This window comes from Streptomyces sp. NPDC088157 (assembly GCF_044741545.1).
Taxonomy (GTDB): Bacteria; Actinomycetota; Actinomycetes; order Streptomycetales; family Streptomycetaceae; genus Streptomyces.
Window position 1 is genome coordinate 55,301 of the sequence record NZ_JBIUSU010000010.1, and the last position, 16,114, is coordinate 71,414.

Consider the following 16,114-nt stretch of genomic DNA (forward strand, 5'->3'; position numbering starts at 1 on the left):
CGCTCTCGTCATCGATTCAGGACTACGACGGCCACGACCAGCGCCTGCGCGACGGCGAGCGGGGTCAACACCACCCAGGCCAGCTCCAGGTAGCGCTCCATGCGCAGGGTCGGCACCCGGCGCCCGGCCCACACCAGGAAGGCCAGCACGGCCGCCGTCTTGAGCACGGTCCACACCCAGCCGGGCAGCAACGGCCCGTGCCCGCCACCCAGGAAGAGCGGCACGCCGAACCCCGCCGCCACGACCAGCAGCAGCCACCGGCCACCGAGAAAGAGCACCCGGTCCGCCCCGGACAGCTCGGAAGCCGCGCCACCCGCCACGTCATGACCGACGGGCTGGTCGAACGGACCCCAGAACGCCATCGCCATGGCACTGAGCAGATAGATCCCGAAGGCCGCCGGCATCCACACCGCGAACCACAACCCCGCCTGGGCGTCGACCACTTCGCCCACCCGCAGCGACTCCGCGCCCAGCGCGGCCGTGGTGATCGCGAGCATGTGCGGCAGCTCGTACGCCAACCCCTGTGCCAGGAACCGGTACCCGCCGATCAGCGACAGCGTCGAGTTCGCCCCCCAGCCCGCCAGCCACACCGCCGCCCAGGCCAACGCCTCCATCGCGTTGAACCAGACGATTCCCTCCGGCAGATCGCTCACCGACCGGAAACCGAGCGGCAGTACGACGGCCGCCAGGACGGCGGCGACGGGCAGGAGAGCCGCTCCGATCCGGGCCAGCGGCAGGTCGGACGCCCGCGTCCGCCGTGGCTGTTGCACGAGCTGCCGCAGCACCTCGCGCGCGGGCCCCGCCGCCCGGACGGCCGCCTCGCGAAGGGACCCCGGCCGTCCGCTCCGCGCGCCGGCCGAGAGCACGGCGTCCAGGCCCGCCGTCGCCAGAGCGACCGCGACGAGCAGAGAAGGCAGGACGAGGACCGCCCACAACGGCGTGCGTTCAGCCATGGGCGGCCGCTCCCGCCGCCGGCACGTATGCCAGCTCGTCCAGGTCCGGGTCCAGGCTCGCGACGATGATCCGCGCGCACGCGAACTCGGCGCCCGCCAGCAGAGCGGGCAGGGCATCGAGGAGAGGTCGAGAGGGCGGCGGCGCCGACCTGTCGACTCGCCCGCGGGGGCCGACGGCCTCGGCCCGGCCGGCAGCGCTGGTGGCCAGGTCCACAGCGCTCGTGTCGTCACAGGCGGCCGCACTTCGCCCGACCGCGTCGAGCCACACGAGCATCCGGCGGTACGCGTCCCCGTCGGCGACCAGGGCGGGACCGGTGATCCCGTGATGCGCCGCGTGCTCGGCGGCCAGCGGTCCCAGCCCAGCGGTCAGCCATCGCAGGGCCCGCGATCTCTCGGCCCGCCGGATCAAGGGACGGGCGAGAGCGGAGAGTTCGGCGGCGCCCGCCCCGGCCAGTGCGCTGTCCCGTACGTGCCGGGCGCGGGCGGCCATGTCGGCCCACCCCGCCACGGCGAAGAACCGTCCCAGACTGTCCAGGTGTGCCGCGCACAGCCGCCGCGCCGCATCGCCCCGGATCACCCGCTCGCCCGCCACGGCACGGTGCCACGGCTCGCTCCAGAAGGGCGGACGCGGGGACACGGAAGCCGCCGACTCGACATCGACATCGACCTGCTGGACGACATCGCCCTGCAGCGCCAGCCGCAGAACCAGCCCCGCGGGCCAGTCGGCGAGACCGGGACCGAGCGGCACATGCAGCCGGTCGAGCCTCAACCCGTCCCTGTCATCGGCCCGATCAGCCATGGGCAACCCGTCCACGACCCCGCCCATGTCATGCCCGGCATGCCCGCCGCTCATGTCGTGGCCGGCATGCCCGCCGCTCATGTCGTGGCCGCCGTGGCCGCCGTTCATGTCGTGGCCGCCGTTCATGTCGTGTCCGGCGTGTCCGGCGTGGCCGTCGTGCCCGCTGCCCGTGTCATGCCCGGCATGCCCGCCGCTCATGTCATGTCCGCCGTGTGATCCGTGCTCGCCGGGCATGTCATGGCCGCTGTGCCGGTCGTGCCCGTGGTGCTCGTCGTGCCCGGGGCGTGCGCCGTGTTCGTCGTGTCCGCCGTGGCCGTGGTGCTCATCGTGCCCGTCGTCCACGCCGTGCGTGTCACGGTCCTCGGTCTCGGCGTGCCCTGCGTGCATGTCGTGCTCGCCGTGCCCACTGGGCATGTCATGGCCGGCGTGCTCGCCGTGGCCACCGGGCATGTCCCGGTCGCCGTGTTCGGCGTGCCCCTCGCTCGAGTGGTTCTCCTGCTCCTCCGGGTGAGGCATCCCGGCCCGGAGTGTGGCCAGGCCGTGATCGAGGACCGTGGCGACCTCGTCGGCGTTCGTGAGTGACGCCCGGGCCCTGGGAGCCGACATGGCGCGCCACAGATTCATGACCCAGTCCTGGTCCCCTGCGGGGCCGGTGCCCAGGACCACGAGGAGATCCGCGTCCGCGGGCGCGCTCACACGTGCCCATCCCCGAAGTGCGAGCTCCGCTTCCAGGGCCAGCCGTTCGGGCGTGGCTCCGGGCGACGCCGCGACCAGAACTCCAGGACGGGACATGGCCGTTCGGGCGAGCCTGCGTCTCAGCTCCATCGGAACGCCCCCTCCCGCCAGGCGTATCCGACGCCTGCCAGCAGGATGCCCAGGAAGAGGAACATCTCGACGACCGCGGACGTACCCACCGCCGAGACGACCTTCGTCCACGGATACATGAACAGCATCTCCATGTCGAAGGCCAGGAAGACCATCGTGACCGGATACCAGCGGACGTGGAACCGCGACAGCGCGTGCTCCCGCGGCTCCAGCCCCCCGCTGAACGGTCCGGTGTGCAGCGGCTCGCGGACCGCCCTGACGGCGACGGCGAGACCATGAACCAGTACGACGGCTCCGGCGACCAGCACCAGGAGTGCCAGGACCGGCTCCCAGTCCGATGTCTGCACGGGTCCCCTTTCCATGGATCGTCCTCCCCGGCTACCCCGCCAGGGAGCATGTCAGTGCGTCGCCGAGCACGGCATCCGCAACACGGCGCTCAGCTCACCTGAAGGACCGCAGCCGCAGGCTGTTGGTCACCACGAACACCGACGAGAAGGCCATCGCCGCCCCCGCGATCATCGGGTTGAGCATGCCGAAGGCGGCGAGCGGCAGCGCGGCGACGTTGTAGCCGAAGGCCCAGAACAGGTTGCCCTTGATGGTGCCCAGGGTCCTGCGGGACAGGCGGATCGCGTCGGCCGCCACCCGCAGGTCGCCGCGTACGAGGGTCAGGTCACCGGCCTCGATCGCCGCGTCCGTGCCGGTGCCCATGGCCAGGCCCAGGTCGGCGGTGGCGAGGGCGGCCGCGTCGTTGACGCCGTCGCCGACCATCGCGACCGTACGGCCCTCGCTCTGCAGTCGCTTGACCACGGCCACCTTGTCCTGGGGCAAAACTTCGGCGATCACCTCGTCGATGCCGACGGCACGAGCGACCGACTCGGCGACGAGCTGGTTGTCGCCGGTCAGCAGGACCGGCGTCAGCCCCAGCCTGCGCAACTCGGCGACCGCTTCGGCGCTGGTCCCCTTGACCGCGTCCGCGACGGTGAGGACACCGCGCGCCTCGCCGTCCCAGGCGACGGCGACCGCCGTACGCCCCTCGGCCTCCGCGGCGGCCTTGGCCTTGGCCAGCCCCTGGGGGAGCGCGATGGCCCACTCCTCGAGAAGCCTCTCCCGCCCGACGAGGACGGCATGTCCGTCGACGACGCCCTGGACGCCGAGGCCCGCCACGTTGTCGAAGTTCTCCGGGACCGGGAGGCTTCCGGCCTGCTCGGCCGCGCCCGCCGCGATGGCCCGGGCGATGGGATGCTCCGACGCGTGCTCCAACGCGCCCGCCAGCCGCAGCAGTTCGGTCTCGTCCACGCCCGGTGCGGTGAAGACGTCCTGGAGCTCCATCCGGCCTGTGGTCACGGTGCCGGTCTTGTCCAGCACGACGGTGTCGACGCGGCGGGTGGACTCCAGTACCTCGGGGCCCTTGATGAGGATGCCGAGGTGGGCGCCGCGACCGGTGCCGACCATCAGCGCGGTCGGCGTGGCCAGGCCCAGGGCGCAGGGGCAGGCGATGATCAGGACGGCGATGGCGGCGGTGAAGGCGGACACGGTGTCGCCGGTGGCTCCGAGCCAGACCCCGAACGTCGCGACCGCGATGATGAGGACCACCGGCACGAAGATCCCGGAGATCCGGTCGGCGAGGCGCTGCACCTCGGCCTTGCCGTTCTGCGCGTCCTCGACCAGCTTCGCCATCCGCGCCAGCTGGGTGTCCGCGCCGATGCGGGTCGCCTCGACGACGAGTCGGCCCCCGGCGTTCACGGTCGCGCCGGTGACGGCGTCCCCGACGGTCACGTCCACCGGCACCGACTCGCCGGTCAGCATGGCGGCGTCCACCGCCGACGCGCCCTCGACGACGGTGCCGTCGGTGGCGATCTTCTCCCCGGGCCGTACGACGAAGCGGTCACCGACGGCCAACTGGTACACCGGGATGCGTACTTCCCTGCCGCCGCGCAGTACCGAGACGTCCTTCGCGCCCAGCTCCATGAGCGCCCGCAACGCGGCACCCGACTTCCTCTTGGCGCGCGCCTCCAGGTAGCGCCCGGCGAGGATGAACGTGGTCACCCCGGCCGCGGCCTCCAGATAGATGGAGGAGGAACCGTCGCCACGGGAGACGGTGAATTCGAAGCCGTGGCGCATGCCCGGCATCCCGGCGTCTCCCCAGAACAGCGCCCACACGGACCAGCCGAGCGCGGCGAGCGTGCCGATCGACACCAGTGTGTCCATGGTGGCGGCGCCGTGCCGGGCGTTGGTCCAGGCGGCGCTGTGGAAGGGGAAGGCGCCCCAGGCGACGACCGGAGCGGCCAGAGTGAGCGACAGCCACTGCCAGTTGTCGAACTGCAGGGCGGGCACCATCGCCATGAGGACGACGGGGACGGTCAGCACCAGCGACGCATACAGGCGCTGGCGCAGGGACAGCAGTTCGCCGTCCGCGGCCGGAGCGGTCTGAGCCTCGCCCTCGTCTCCCGTTCCTGAAACGGGCGGGGTTGGCTCCTCGGCGGTGTAGCCGGTCTTCTCGACGGTGGCGATGAGGTCGGCGACCTCGATGCCGTCCGGATACGTGACCTTCGCCTTCTCGGTGGCGAAGTTGACGGTCGCGGTGACGCCGTCGATGCGGTTGAGCTTCTTCTCGACGCGTGCGGCGCACGAGGCGCAGGTCATGCCGCCGATGGACAGTTCCACCGCGGAGGCGGGCGCGGACGCCGTGCCGGGGAGGGCCTTTTCAGGAGCCGTGCTGGTCATTGCGTATCTCCAGGGGCAGGCCGGGACGTACGGCGTCCGTATCAGCGGAGCGGCACGTCCCGGCGTGGGAGGAATTCGCCTTGTTCGGTGTAGCCGTCGATCCGGGCGGTGGCACTCGGCGCAGGCAGACCCTGCGGCTCGTAGCTGCCCGACGCCGCGAGATCCCCAGTTCCACCGCCCAAGGCGACACCGAGAGCGCGGTTTGATGCTGAGGGGTCGTCAGGCCTGGCCGACGAGCTCGTAGCCGGCCTCGCCGACAGCGGCGCGGACGGCCGTCTCGTCGAGCGGGGCGGCGGAGGTGACGGTCACCTCGCCGGTGCCGGCGACGGCCTTGACCGCGGTGACGCCGTCCAGCGCGGAGATCTCCTGGGAGACCGCGCCCTCGCAGTGCCCGCAGGTCATGCCGAACACTTTGTAGACCGTGGTGACGCCGACGCCCTGGACGTCGACCGTGGCGTCGGAGCCGCAGGAGCCGGTGCCGCAGCAGGAGCCGGAGTTCGTCTCAGTTGTCATGACTGCTTCCTCTGGGTGTGGATGCGTGGGTCGCCTGCGGGAGGACGACGTTCTCTGGCCTCCCGAATACATCAGCACTATACCCCCTAGGGGTATCTAATCCACCCTGTGGCGCCACGCTGTCGGCTCCGCCGCGCGAAACGCCGGTAGACCGTGGGCCAGGCCGGCCCGAACACCGTCGGCAACTGCCGCCAGGAACACCCCGACGTGGCCACGGACACGATCGCGGTCAGACATTCGCGGTCCCCGGCCCGCCGACGGCCCCGCCCTGCGGACGCACCACCACCGTCTCCGGCACCACCCGCCGAAACACCACCCGCAACTCATCCGAGACCAGATGCTCAGCAGGACTCGCCAGGCCAACACAACGACTTCCCTCGCCGCAGGAAACATCGTTTTCAGTACGTGCCGGGGTTGGTGGGCATTCGGGCCGTCAGCCTCTTTTACCCCCTGGGGGTATGATTGGGCCGCGGTCCGCATCGGGACCCGGGTTCGGCGAGTACGGCACAGGTGGAGCGCATGGCGATGAGGTCGGCTCCCAGCGGCGGCATGACCGTCCGCTGGGTCCACGGGGTGTTCCTCACCCTGTGCGTCGCGCTGGCCGTGCTCGTTCACCACGAGACGTTCGCGATGGACGCCCCCTCGATGCCGCACATGGTTCACGCCACGCACGCGATGCCTGACGAGACGGCACCGGCGGTCTCGGACGACTCCTCGCGCGGCGCCGACGGCAACGGCGGGTGTTCCACACGGGGAATGCAGCACTGCACCACGGCGAGTGTCGACTCCGTGCAGCTCGTGACACGCGCCCAGGCCGCGTTCGACCCGTCGGCGAAGGTGCGGCAGGCAGCCGCGGCCGCAAGCCTTCCGGGCGCCACGGTCGGCCGAGCCCCGCCGGACCTGTCCGTCCTCTCTCAACTGCGCATATAGGCCGCGCCGGGGACGGCGTGCGATGTGCCGTCCCTTCAGCGACCACATCGGCAGTTTCGACGCAGAGGACACAACACAATGAACGGCATCAACCGTCGCTCCGCCCTGCTCGCCGGGATGGGAGTCGTCGGCGCGGGCGCTCTCGCAGCGTGCAGTACCGGTTCCGGCTCCGGAGCCGGCTCCGGCAAGAACGCCCTGGTCAGTCCCTCGGGCTCGGCGGTCGCCGCCGCGGAGAAGAAGCGCAAGGGCACCGGACGGCAGCAGAAGCTCACCCTGACCGCGGCGCCCGCCATGATCGACCTGGGTGGCGGCGTCATGCCCAGGACGTGGGCCTTCGACGGCCGTACCCCGGGCAAGGAGGTCCGTCTGTCCATCGGTGACACCCTCGTCGCCGAGCTGTCCAACCAGCTCCCGAACAGGACGGCCACGTCGATCCACTGGCACGGCATCGCCCTGCGTGACGACATGGACGGTGTGCCGCCCACCACCCAGACCGCAGTCCGGGCCGGCTCCACCTTCACGTACAAGTTCATCGCCGACGCCCCGGGCACGTACTTCTTCCACCCGCACGTCGGCGTCCAGCTCGACCGCGGCCTCTACGCCCCACTGATCGTCGAGGATCCCAAGGAGAGCCTCGACTACGACGACGAGTGGATCGTCCTCCTCGACGACTGGGTCGACGGCGTCACCGGCACCCCCGACGAGGTCTTCGCCGAGCTGAAGCAGGGCATGGGCGACATGAACATGGGAGGCAGCGCAAGTTCCAACAGCCCGGACAGCGACGACATGGGCGACATGGGTGGGATGGACATGGGGGGCGACTCAGGGTCCGCCTCGGCCACCGCCCCGCCGAGTGGCGGCATGTCGATGAAGTTCATGCTCATGGGCGCCGACAGTGACCTGCTCGGCGGCGACGCGGGCGATGTGAACTACCCGTACCACCTGATCAACGGCCGGGTGGCGACCGACCCGGACGTCTACACGGGCAAGCCCGGCAAGAAGGTGCGCCTGCGGATCATCAACGCCGGCGGAGACACGGCCTACCGGGTGGCCCTCGGCGGCCACAGGCTGACCATCACGCACACCGACGGCTTCCCGGTCCGGCACCAGGAAGCGGACGCCCTCCTGGTCGGCATGGGCGAGCGTTACGACGTCCTCGTCACCCTCGGCGACGGCGTCTTCCCGCTCGTCGCCCTGGCCGAGGGCAAGAACGCGAACGGTCTCGCCCTGGTGCGCACGGGCTCGGGGAGCGTCCCGATGGCGACGGTCCGCCCGAAGGAACTCGACGGCATGATCATGACGGCGTCCCAGCTGCGCGCGGCCGACGAGGTGCGCCTGACGTCCGCCCAGACCGACGTCACGCACCAGATCAGGCTGACCGGAGGCATGGACAAGTACAACTGGGCCATCAACGGCACGCCGTTCGACATGAACGCCCCCGATGCCCACCCGATCCTCATCGAGGAGGGGCAGCGCGTACGGCTGGACTTCGTCAACGACACCGACATGTGGCACCCGATGCACCTGCACGGCCACACCTACCAACTCGGCGCCTCAGGCCCGCGCAAGGACACGTCGATCGTGCTGCCGAAGAAGAAGCTGTCCGTCTTCTTCGACGCGGACAACCCCGGCCAGTGGATGCTGCACTGCCACAACGCGTATCACGGCGAGGCCGGAATGATGGCGAACGTGGCCTACCAGGCCTGACGTTCGGCGCCCCCGTCCGAGCGGACCCGTCGGTCGGCGATGGGTGCGTCCGGACGGGGCGTGCGCAGTCGCGGAAGAGCGCTGCGGCAGGTTCCGATCTGACTTGCCGGCCTCTGGAGAGCTTGTCGGTTCCCCCTGCCGTCGTGGGCCCCATGGGTGAGCTTGTTGAGCGGGTTGACGAGCGGGACGAGGTGCTGGCTGTTGTGGAGAGGGGCGAGGCGATCCGTCACCGGTGGCTGCATCGCACAGCGACGGTCGTGTGCCACTGCCTTTGCTCGGCAAGCTGACCGCGCACCGCGCACGGCGTGCCGAGGCCGCCGTCAGGCGAGTGCGGCGGGTCATGCGAGGACCGGCCGTCTCGGTCCCTGCCGCGTCGCCCACTCGTGGTCCTTCCCGTACCGCACCCCACGTTTCCCGGACGTTTCTCGGATCGCCGGACGTGTCCCCTTGCCATCGACCGATGACCACCATATGGTCGTACGAACGTAAGGCATACGGACGTAATACAAACCTAGGGAATACGTGATGGCGACAACTCGACCGGTGGCACTTGTGACAGGTGCCTCATCAGGGATCGGCAAGGAGGCGGCCCGCGCCTTCGTCGCGGCGGGTTTCGAGGTGATCGGAACCGGCCGCAAGACCTCCGGGCTCACCCCGCCCGCCGGGGTGACGTACCTCGATCTCGACGTGGCCAGTGACGACTCGGCCACCGCCGCGGTCGCCGCGGTGATCGACCGGTTCGGACGCATCGACATCCTGGTCAACAACGCGGGCATCGGCTCGGCGGGCGCCGTCGAGGAGAACTCCGTCGCCCAGGCCCAGAGCGTCCTGAACGTCAACGTCCTCGGTGTCATCCGTATGACGAAGGCCGTCCTGCCGCACATGCGCGCCCAGGGTGGCGGACGCGTCATCAACATCTCGTCCGTTCTGGGGGTCGCTCCCCAGCCGTTCATGGCCCTTTACGTCGCGTCGAAGCACGCCATCGAGGGCTACTCCGAATCCCTGGACCACGAGGTCCGCGAGCACGGCATCCGTGTCCTCCTCGTCCAGCCCGCCTACACCAAGACCGGCTTCGACACCAACGCCGCGCAGCCCGACACCCCGCTGCCCCTGTACGCGGAGCGACGCCGCATCTTCGACGAGGTGATCGCGGAGGCGATGAGGGACGGCGACGACCCAGCCGTCGTCGCCAAAACGATCGTCACCGCAGCCACCGACAAGAAGCCGAAGCTGCGCTACACAGCCGGCCCGCTGGCCTCACGCGTCACCATGGCGCGCCGCCTCGTCCCTGCTGGAACGTTCGACAGGCAGATCCGCAAGAACAACCGCCTGCCCACCTGACATCCAGGTCCGGCATCAAAGGTACCGATTCCGCACGAAAGTCTTCGAACTCGATGCGCTCGATGCCGCGGATGTTCCCGAAAGTCCATTGATCAGTTGATCAGTCACTCGTTGATTTGCCAAGGAGAGTCATGCAGCAACAACGCCCAACGGGCTCGCCGTCGACTCGGCCGGACGCACCCTCTACATCGCGGACAGCCTCAAGGGCGTCATCTGGTCCGTTCCGGTCTCCGGCGGAGCGGCGACCCCGTGGCTGACCGACGCCGCTCTCGCGCCGGTGCCCACCGAAGCCCTGCCCATCGGCGCCAACGGGCTCAGGTTCCACAACGGCGCCCTGTGGATCAGCAACTTCAACAAGGGAACACTGCTGCGGGTACCGATCACCGGCACCGGCACGGCCGGTCCCATCCGCGTTGTCGCGGGCGGCCTGCCCAACATCGACGATCTCAGCTTCCTGACCCCCTGGTCAGACGTGGTGTTCGCGGCGCAGAACGGCTCCTCCTCCCAGAACGGTCCGGACAGGGTCGTGGTGATCTACCCGAACGGCGCCTACAAGCCCGTACTGACCAGCGCGGACGGTCTCGCCTCGCCCTCCGCCACCGCCGTCCGCGGCGACCGGTTGTACGTCACCGACGGCGGGGTCCCCGAACCCCACGACCCGAAGCTGCAGACCGCCAGGATCAACTTCCCCGCTCTCCTCGCAGGCGCGGCACACTGACCTGACCAGCGGCAGCCGGGACGCAAGCCCCGGCTGCGATGGAGGAACACATTGCGGTACACGAAAGAACACAAGCACGAGACACGGCAGCGGATCATCACGACGGCCGGCCGCCGGCTCAAGCGCGACGGCATCGACGGCTCCGGAGTCGCGACGCTCATGAAGGACGCGGGGCTGACCAACGGCACCTTCTACGCCTACTTCGCCTCCAAGGACGAACTCGTCGCCAGCGCGGTCGCCGACCAGATGCGCGCACAGCACGAGAACATCGTCGCTCAGGCGGAGCCCGGCCGCGCCGGACTCGAACAGATGAGTCGCTGGTACTTCTCCACCGAGCAGCGCGACAGCATCGAGGACGGCTGCCCCAACGCCGCCCTGCTCGACGAGATCGGACGCTCCACGGATGCCACCAGGCAGGCGTACACCGACGGCGCACTGGTCCTCATCGACGGCTTCGCCGCCCGCCTGGCACCCCACGATCCGCGATCGGCACGTCTGAAGGCACTTGGCCTCCTCGGCATGCTCGCCGGGACGCTGCAGCTCTCCCGGGCCCTGACCGACCGGCGGCTCGCCGACCAACTCCTCGAACAGGGCATCCGCAACGCCCTGGCACTGCTGGATGCCGAGCAGCACGACTGATCGCTTCGGTCGGTGACCTGGTTCCATGCCGGGGACAGCGAAATCGATGACGCAGGCCCGGCCGGCTACCGGTGAAGATCTGGGGTTGATGGTGGAGCCGCACGTGCCTTCGGACAGGCCGTATCCCTCGACCAGTGGACATCCGTACCGTGCCTCGAAGCGGGCCAGGAGCTCGGCAGAGGCGGGTGCGGCGCGCTTGGCTTGCCGCTGGCTGACGGGCGCCCGTGTTCTGATATCGGTGACTTCTTCGCTGACACAGCGACTCCTGCCGTCCGTACTCGTTGTCAGGACAGCGGCCAGGCACGTTGGACGAGACAAGTGCCTGGCGGACCACAGGAGGGCAGGCGCGCATGAACCCCAGTGCTCACATCGAGGCCGTCTACGCACAGGTCTGCCGGCGCAACGCCGGTGAGACCGAGTTTCATCAGGCGGTGGGAGAGGTGCTGCACACGCTGGCACCGGCACTGCAGGCGCATCCGGAGTACGTCGAGGCGTTGATCCCCGAGCGGCTGTGCGAGCCCGAGCGGCAGCTGATCTTCCGGGTGCCGTGGGTGGACGACGCAGGACGGGTACAGGTCAACCGCGGTTTCCGGGTGGAGTTCAGCAGCGCCCTCGGCCCCTACAAGGGCGGTCTGCGCTTCCATCCGAGCGTGGACCTCGGCATCGTGAAATTCCTGGGCTTCGAACAGATTTTCAAGAACGCGCTCACCGGACTGGCAATCGGCGGCGGGAAGGGCGGCTCGGACTTCGACCCCAAGGGTCGCAGCGACCGCGAGGTCATGCGCTTCTGCCAGGCGTTCATGACCGAGCTGTACCGGCACCTGGGCGAGCACACCGACGTCCCCGCCGGTGACATCGGGGTGGGCGCGCGCGAGATCGGCTACCTCTTCGGCCAGTACAAGCGGATCACCAACCGCTTCGAGGCAGGAGTCCTGACCGGCAAGGGCGTCTCCTGGGGCGGCTCGCAGGCCCGGACCGAGGCCACCGGCTACGGTGCGGTGTACTTCGCGCAGGAGATGCTGGCGACGCGTGGACACAGTCTCCACGGCCGCAAGGCCGTGGTCTCCGGCTCCGGGAACGTGGCGGTCTACGCGATCGAGAAGGTGCACGCCCTGGGCGGGTCCGTAGTGGCCTGTTCGGACTCCTCCGGCTATCTGGTCGACGCGGACGGCATCGACCTGGAGCTGCTGAAGACGGTCAAGGAGGTACGGCGTGCACGCCTGTCGGCCTATGCCGAGGCCAAACCCACGGCACGGTTCTCCGACCGGGGCTCGGTCTTCGAGGTGCCCTGCGACATCGCACTGCCGTGTGCCACACAGAACGAACTCGGCGGACAGGAAGCAGGCGTGCTGGTGAAGAACGGCGTTCTGGCCGTCGTCGAGGGCGCCAACATGCCGAGCACCCCGGAGGCGATCGAGGTCTTCCGTGAGGCGGGCGTTCTGTTCGGTCCCGGCAAGGCCGCCAACGCGGGCGGTGTGGCCACCTCTGCACTGGAGATGCAGCAGAACGCCTCCCGCGACGTGTGGACCTTCGAGCAGACCGAGACCCGTCTGGCGGCTGTCATGCAGGGTGTCCACGCCCAGTGCCGCGCCACTGCCGAGCTCTACGGAGGCACCCCCGACGACTACGTCCTGGGCGCCAACATCGCGGGCTTCCTGCGGGTGGCGGAGGCGATGACGGCCCAGGGCGTCGTATAGCGCAGGCCGTTGTGCGCTGGAACCCGTCTGACGAATGATCAGGGTGGGGTTCGCGGAGCCAGAGGATGAGCCCGGACGCGTCCTGGACGCGCAGCGGAAGGCCGACGCGCAGACGCCGGTGCCGGCGATGCGGGCGCCGAAGCGGCCCGGCCGATCGCCATCGTGAGCGGCCACGGCTGCGCGGTGCCCGTGAGTTGATGAGCGGGGGCCGGACGAACACAGCCCGTGCCCCCGGCCTACCCGCTCCGTTGGAAAGCCGGAGGGAAGGTCGGCTGCGCCACCTTCGCCACGGTGGCGCTCGCACAGAGCCGCAGATCTGAACTGTGGCAGGCAATGCGCCGTGGCGAGGCGTTCTGCATCGCGGACGCTCTGCCTGAGTCCGGGGTACGGGTCGAGGCCACCGCGGAGAAAGTACGTGAGGAATCGCCGTGGTTCGAGTTCTGCCGCGCGTACATGGCGATGCGCCGGCCGACCGCCGCAGCCAAGACTCGTGAGGGGATCGCCGCGGTGACGCTGGCCCTGGTGGAGCAAGAACACAAGATGCCGTCACCGGAAGAACTGCGTCCTGGTCCGGCGTTCGCCGGCCTCCGGCTGTTCCAGATGGGACGCGAGGACCGCGGCCTGCACCCGGCGCTGTACGCCCAGCTTGGCCAGGAGGCGCGAGATGTGGTTCTTGACGGTCTTCTCCGACAGGTAGAGCCTCTTACCGATCTCGCGGTTGGTCAGGCCATCGCCGATCAGCGCAAGGATGTCCCTCTCCCGCGGGGACAGGCTCGCCAGCTCGGACGGCACGGCAGGGCTGTCCGCAGGGTCGGCCCGTAGCGAGCGCATCAGACGGGCCGTGGTCGCGGGATCCAGCATCGACTGCCCCGAGGCCACCGTGCGCACCGCCGAGACCAGGTCGGACCCCCTGATCTGCTTGAGGACGTAGCCGGAGGCACCGGCCATGATCGCGTCGAGCAGGGCCTCCTCGTCGTCGAACGAGGTCAGCATCAGACAGGCCAGTTCCGGCATCTGGCTGCGCAGTTCCCGGCAGACCGAAATGCCGTCGCCGTCCGGCAGACGCACGTCGAGCACCGCGACGTCGGGGCGCAGCGCGGGGCCTCGCGCGAGCGCGTGGTCGACGGTGCCGGCGTCACCGATCACCGAGATGTCCGGCTCGGCGTCGAGCAGATCCGCCAGACCGCGGCGGACGACCTCGTGGTCATCCAGCAGGAACACCCGGATCGGGTTCTCCTCGGTGAAGGTGCGTGGCTCGGGCATTGGCGACCCCTCGTTCCGCGGTGGAGGACAGACTGCGGGCTGTCCATGATGCCGATCATCACCGTCCCGGACCGGATGTACTAGGGCCGACCGGCCCCACTGTGGCTTCCTTGGCAGGGCCACGGTACGACGGTGGCTGCCTGCGCCGACCGTCGTGGTCGCCCGGTCCGGGCAGGTTCATGCGGAGTCGACACCCTCGGTGTCGCCCGTGGGCGCTTCCTTCGGCGCTCCGTTCCGGGTGAGGTCGAAATCCACGTCCACGACCCCCTCGACCGCCCTGACCAGCCGCGCCGCCACTGGGATCAGGGAGGTGTCGCGGACGCGGCCCACCAGCCTCACGACCCCGTCCCGCACCTCCACGCGCACGCTCGAGTTCGGCAGGGGGAACAGATAGGACACCATCTCGCGCCGTACCTCTTCGGCGATCTCCTCGTCGGTGCGGAGGAAGACCTTGAGCAGGTCGGCACGGCTGACGACGCCTTCGAGCAGGCCCACGGCGTCGACCACCGGAAGGCGCTTGACCTTCGCCCGGGCCATGGTCCGGGCTGCTTGGGCCAGCGTGGCGCCCGGGCGGACGGTGAGGGCGGGGGAGGTCATGAGCTCCTCCGCGGTGACTGCGCCGGCCTTCGCCAGGTCCGACAGACGGCGCAGTCGCGTGGTGGGGGTCCCGGTCGAGCCGAGCCGGGACCGGGGGAGGGCAGGGTCGCTGTCGCGGAACTCCTCCTTGGGCAGGAGATCCGCCTCGGAGACGAGACCGACCACGAGGCCCTCGCCCTCGATGACCGGCAGGGCGCTGACGTTCCAGTCCTGCATCAGCCGCACGATCTCCTTGAAGGTCGCCCGGCGGCCGATTGCGGCGACCGTGTGGGTCATGACATCGCTGACGATGTGCGGGGTGCCGTGCATGGCCTCTCCTCTGCCGGTTGTCCGAGCGGGTCATACAGCGCTGCCGGCGCCGTACGGGGCGTAGAGGTCCAGGAGGCGGGTCCTGGTCGAGCGGAGACGGTGGGCGAGTACCTCACCGACCCACCGGGCGACGTCGTTGCCGAGGGCCGGATCCTCCCGGCACATGGACCGGACGGCCGTGGCGTCGAACTCGTATGCCCGTACCGGAGTGGTCGCCTCGGCGCCGAGGTGCCAGACGTGCGGTGTGAAGAACCAGGACCAGCCGACCAGCTCGTTGTGCCTGAGCTTCTCGATGGCGGCCGCCTGGCGGCCCGGCACGTGCATGTCGAGTTCTATCGTGCCGGTACGGACGATCCAGAAGCGGTCGGCACGTCCCCCTTCCTCGAACAGCCGTGTTCCTTGGGGGATGGACACCTCCCGGGCGAGGTTCATGAGCCGTTTGCCGTGTTCGGCCGACAGCGAGAGCAACATGCTGGGGGTGAGGGAAGCGTTCATGGCGTGCCTCCGAGGCGGCGGGTGCGTACTTCCACCTCCAGCCTGTCCCGGGACCCCGGGACAGGCCATGGGCCACCCGGCGCATCGATCGGGCCACTAGGCCCTGAAGAGGGAGTTTTCGGGTCGGTACGGGAGGTGACCGGCGCCGGGCCGCCCCGCCTTCGGCACGTTGGAAGAGCGGGGCGCCGCCGGAATCCCGGCGAGGCGCCATCCGCCTTTCCCGGGCCCGAGTTGGCCCTGAACGGCCCTCCCTGACCGGGACCTTCGGCACCTTTGCGGGCACCGTGCTGTCCTCGACGCCACCCCCGCCGAGCTGCGCCGCAGGGGCTTCCCCGAGGGCTCCATGGGGCCGAAGGCGGAGGCCGCCGCGCGGTTCGTCGAGCGGACGGGAGGGCTCGCCGCCATCGGAGCGCTCGACGCGGCGTACGAGATCGTGCACGGCCGGTCGGGCACCCTGATCCGCCCGGATCTGGCGGCCGGCTGACGGGCGGGAAAGGGGAGCAGCCGGGCCGTCCGGCCCCGGCTCCCGGGGGCCGGACGGCCCGCCCGCGGGCGCTGTCCGGCCCTCCCCCTGACGATCACGAACGTCGAGCATCGAAGTGCA

14 protein-coding genes and 3 pseudogenes are annotated in these 16,114 nt (G+C 70.0%); 8 read left to right on the forward strand and 9 right to left on the reverse strand.

Features of this window, described 5'->3' with window-relative positions; translation table 11 throughout:
- Positions 1 to 8: 8 nt before the first annotated feature.
- The 6 genes and pseudogenes from ACIPFH_RS34290 to ACIPFH_RS34315 form a co-directional block, all read right to left on the reverse strand.
- On the reverse strand, positions 9 to 953 hold the full coding sequence (locus ACIPFH_RS34290; RefSeq protein ID WP_401832775.1) for an NADH-quinone oxidoreductase subunit H: 945 nt from the start codon (positions 951 to 953) through the stop codon (positions 9 to 11).
- Positions 946 to 2,448 carry a hypothetical protein gene (locus tag ACIPFH_RS34295; RefSeq protein WP_401832777.1) on the reverse strand — a complete coding sequence of 501 codons (1,503 nt, stop codon included), beginning with the start codon at positions 2,446 to 2,448 and terminating at the stop codon, positions 946 to 948. The genes ACIPFH_RS34290 and ACIPFH_RS34295 overlap by 8 nt, the downstream gene beginning before the upstream one ends.
- A gap of 119 nt (positions 2,449 to 2,567) precedes the next feature.
- On the reverse strand, positions 2,568 to 2,939 hold the full coding sequence (locus ACIPFH_RS34300) for an NADH-quinone oxidoreductase subunit A (protein WP_401832780.1): 372 nt from the start codon (positions 2,937 to 2,939) through the stop codon (positions 2,568 to 2,570).
- 79 nt (positions 2,940 to 3,018) lie between these two features.
- Entirely contained in the window at positions 3,019 to 5,301 is a 2,283-nt protein-coding gene (locus ACIPFH_RS34305) for a heavy metal translocating P-type ATPase (RefSeq protein WP_401832783.1), read from the reverse strand.
- Positions 5,302 to 5,520: 219 nt separating this feature from the next.
- Positions 5,521 to 5,814: a heavy-metal-associated domain-containing protein gene (locus tag ACIPFH_RS34310; protein ID WP_401832786.1), complete on the reverse strand. Its 294-nt coding sequence runs from the start codon at positions 5,812 to 5,814 to the stop codon at positions 5,521 to 5,523.
- A gap of 86 nt (positions 5,815 to 5,900) precedes the next feature.
- Positions 5,901 to 6,071 (reverse strand): annotated as a pseudogene (locus tag ACIPFH_RS34315) (transposase); the annotation flags it as partial.
- A gap of 262 nt (positions 6,072 to 6,333) precedes the next feature.
- On the opposite strand from ACIPFH_RS34315, the gene ACIPFH_RS34320 reads away from it, so the two are divergent.
- The 7 genes and pseudogenes from ACIPFH_RS34320 (at position 6,334) to gdhA (ending at position 12,846) form a co-directional block, all read left to right on the forward strand.
- A complete protein-coding gene (locus ACIPFH_RS34320) occupies positions 6,334 to 6,744 on the forward strand; it encodes a DUF6153 family protein (protein WP_401832789.1) in 411 nt (136 codons plus the stop codon).
- Between the two features lie 78 nt (positions 6,745 to 6,822).
- On the forward strand, positions 6,823 to 8,451 hold the full coding sequence (locus ACIPFH_RS34325) for a multicopper oxidase family protein (RefSeq protein WP_401832792.1): 1,629 nt from the start codon (positions 6,823 to 6,825) through the stop codon (positions 8,449 to 8,451).
- 152 nt (positions 8,452 to 8,603) lie between these two features.
- A pseudogene (locus ACIPFH_RS34330) lies at positions 8,604 to 8,714 on the forward strand (NTP pyrophosphohydrolase); the annotation flags it as partial.
- Positions 8,715 to 8,976: 262 nt separating this feature from the next.
- Entirely contained in the window at positions 8,977 to 9,792 is an 816-nt protein-coding gene (locus ACIPFH_RS34335) for an oxidoreductase (protein WP_401832794.1), read from the forward strand.
- A 277-nt stretch (positions 9,793 to 10,069) separates the two neighbouring features.
- The gene (locus ACIPFH_RS34340) at positions 10,070 to 10,510 is read left to right on the forward strand and encodes a hypothetical protein (protein WP_401832796.1); all 441 of its coding nucleotides are present in this window, start codon (positions 10,070 to 10,072) and stop codon (positions 10,508 to 10,510) included.
- 51 nt (positions 10,511 to 10,561) lie between these two features.
- The gene (locus tag ACIPFH_RS34345) at positions 10,562 to 11,149 is read left to right on the forward strand and encodes a TetR/AcrR family transcriptional regulator (RefSeq protein WP_401832799.1); all 588 of its coding nucleotides are present in this window, start codon (positions 10,562 to 10,564) and stop codon (positions 11,147 to 11,149) included.
- 350 nt (positions 11,150 to 11,499) lie between these two features.
- A complete protein-coding gene (gene gdhA, locus ACIPFH_RS34350) occupies positions 11,500 to 12,846 on the forward strand; it encodes an NADP-specific glutamate dehydrogenase (protein WP_401832802.1) in 1,347 nt (448 codons plus the stop codon).
- Positions 12,847 to 13,392: 546 nt separating this feature from the next.
- On the opposite strand, the gene ACIPFH_RS34355 is transcribed toward gdhA, so the two are convergent.
- The 3 genes from ACIPFH_RS34355 to ACIPFH_RS34365 form a co-directional block, all read right to left on the reverse strand.
- Positions 13,393 to 14,109 (reverse strand): response regulator, encoded by a 717-nt coding sequence (locus ACIPFH_RS34355; RefSeq protein WP_401832804.1) that lies wholly within the window; start codon positions 14,107 to 14,109, stop codon positions 13,393 to 13,395.
- 177 nt (positions 14,110 to 14,286) lie between these two features.
- Positions 14,287 to 15,015, reverse strand: coding sequence for a CBS domain-containing protein (locus ACIPFH_RS34360; protein WP_401832806.1), 729 nt, complete (start codon positions 15,013 to 15,015; stop codon positions 14,287 to 14,289).
- 30 nt (positions 15,016 to 15,045) lie between these two features.
- Positions 15,046 to 15,510, reverse strand: a complete 465-nt coding sequence (locus ACIPFH_RS34365; protein WP_401832809.1) for a Crp/Fnr family transcriptional regulator — start codon at positions 15,508 to 15,510, stop codon at positions 15,046 to 15,048.
- 289 nt (positions 15,511 to 15,799) lie between these two features.
- Between ACIPFH_RS34365 and ACIPFH_RS34370 the strand changes: the two are divergent.
- Positions 15,800 to 15,994: pseudogene (locus ACIPFH_RS34370) on the forward strand (carbamate kinase); the annotation flags it as partial.
- Positions 15,995 to 16,114: the final 120 nt, after the last annotated feature.

What these genes read in the sequence shown, in the direction of transcription:
- gdhA (WP_401832802.1), top strand. Translation starts at nt 11,500, where the DNA reads ATGAACCCCAGTGCTCACATCGAGGCCGTCTACGCACAGGTCTGCCGG.
- ACIPFH_RS34320 (WP_401832789.1), top strand. Translation starts at nt 6,334, where the DNA reads ATGGCGATGAGGTCGGCTCCCAGCGGCGGCATGACCGTCCGCTGGGTC.
- ACIPFH_RS34300 (WP_401832780.1), bottom strand. Translation starts at nt 2,939, where the DNA reads ATGGAAAGGGGACCCGTGCAGACATCGGACTGGGAGCCGGTCCTGGCA.
- ACIPFH_RS34310 (WP_401832786.1), bottom strand. Translation starts at nt 5,814, where the DNA reads ATGACAACTGAGACGAACTCCGGCTCCTGCTGCGGCACCGGCTCCTGC.
- ACIPFH_RS34335 (WP_401832794.1), top strand. Translation starts at nt 8,977, where the DNA reads ATGGCGACAACTCGACCGGTGGCACTTGTGACAGGTGCCTCATCAGGG.
- ACIPFH_RS34305 (WP_401832783.1), bottom strand. Translation starts at nt 5,301, where the DNA reads ATGACCAGCACGGCTCCTGAAAAGGCCCTCCCCGGCACGGCGTCCGCG.
- ACIPFH_RS34365 (WP_401832809.1), bottom strand. Translation starts at nt 15,510, where the DNA reads ATGAACGCTTCCCTCACCCCCAGCATGTTGCTCTCGCTGTCGGCCGAA.
- ACIPFH_RS34355 (WP_401832804.1), bottom strand. Translation starts at nt 14,109, where the DNA reads ATGCCCGAGCCACGCACCTTCACCGAGGAGAACCCGATCCGGGTGTTC.
- ACIPFH_RS34290 (WP_401832775.1), bottom strand. Translation starts at nt 953, where the DNA reads ATGGCTGAACGCACGCCGTTGTGGGCGGTCCTCGTCCTGCCTTCTCTG.
- ACIPFH_RS34325 (WP_401832792.1), top strand. Translation starts at nt 6,823, where the DNA reads ATGAACGGCATCAACCGTCGCTCCGCCCTGCTCGCCGGGATGGGAGTC.
- ACIPFH_RS34360 (WP_401832806.1), bottom strand. Translation starts at nt 15,015, where the DNA reads ATGCACGGCACCCCGCACATCGTCAGCGATGTCATGACCCACACGGTC.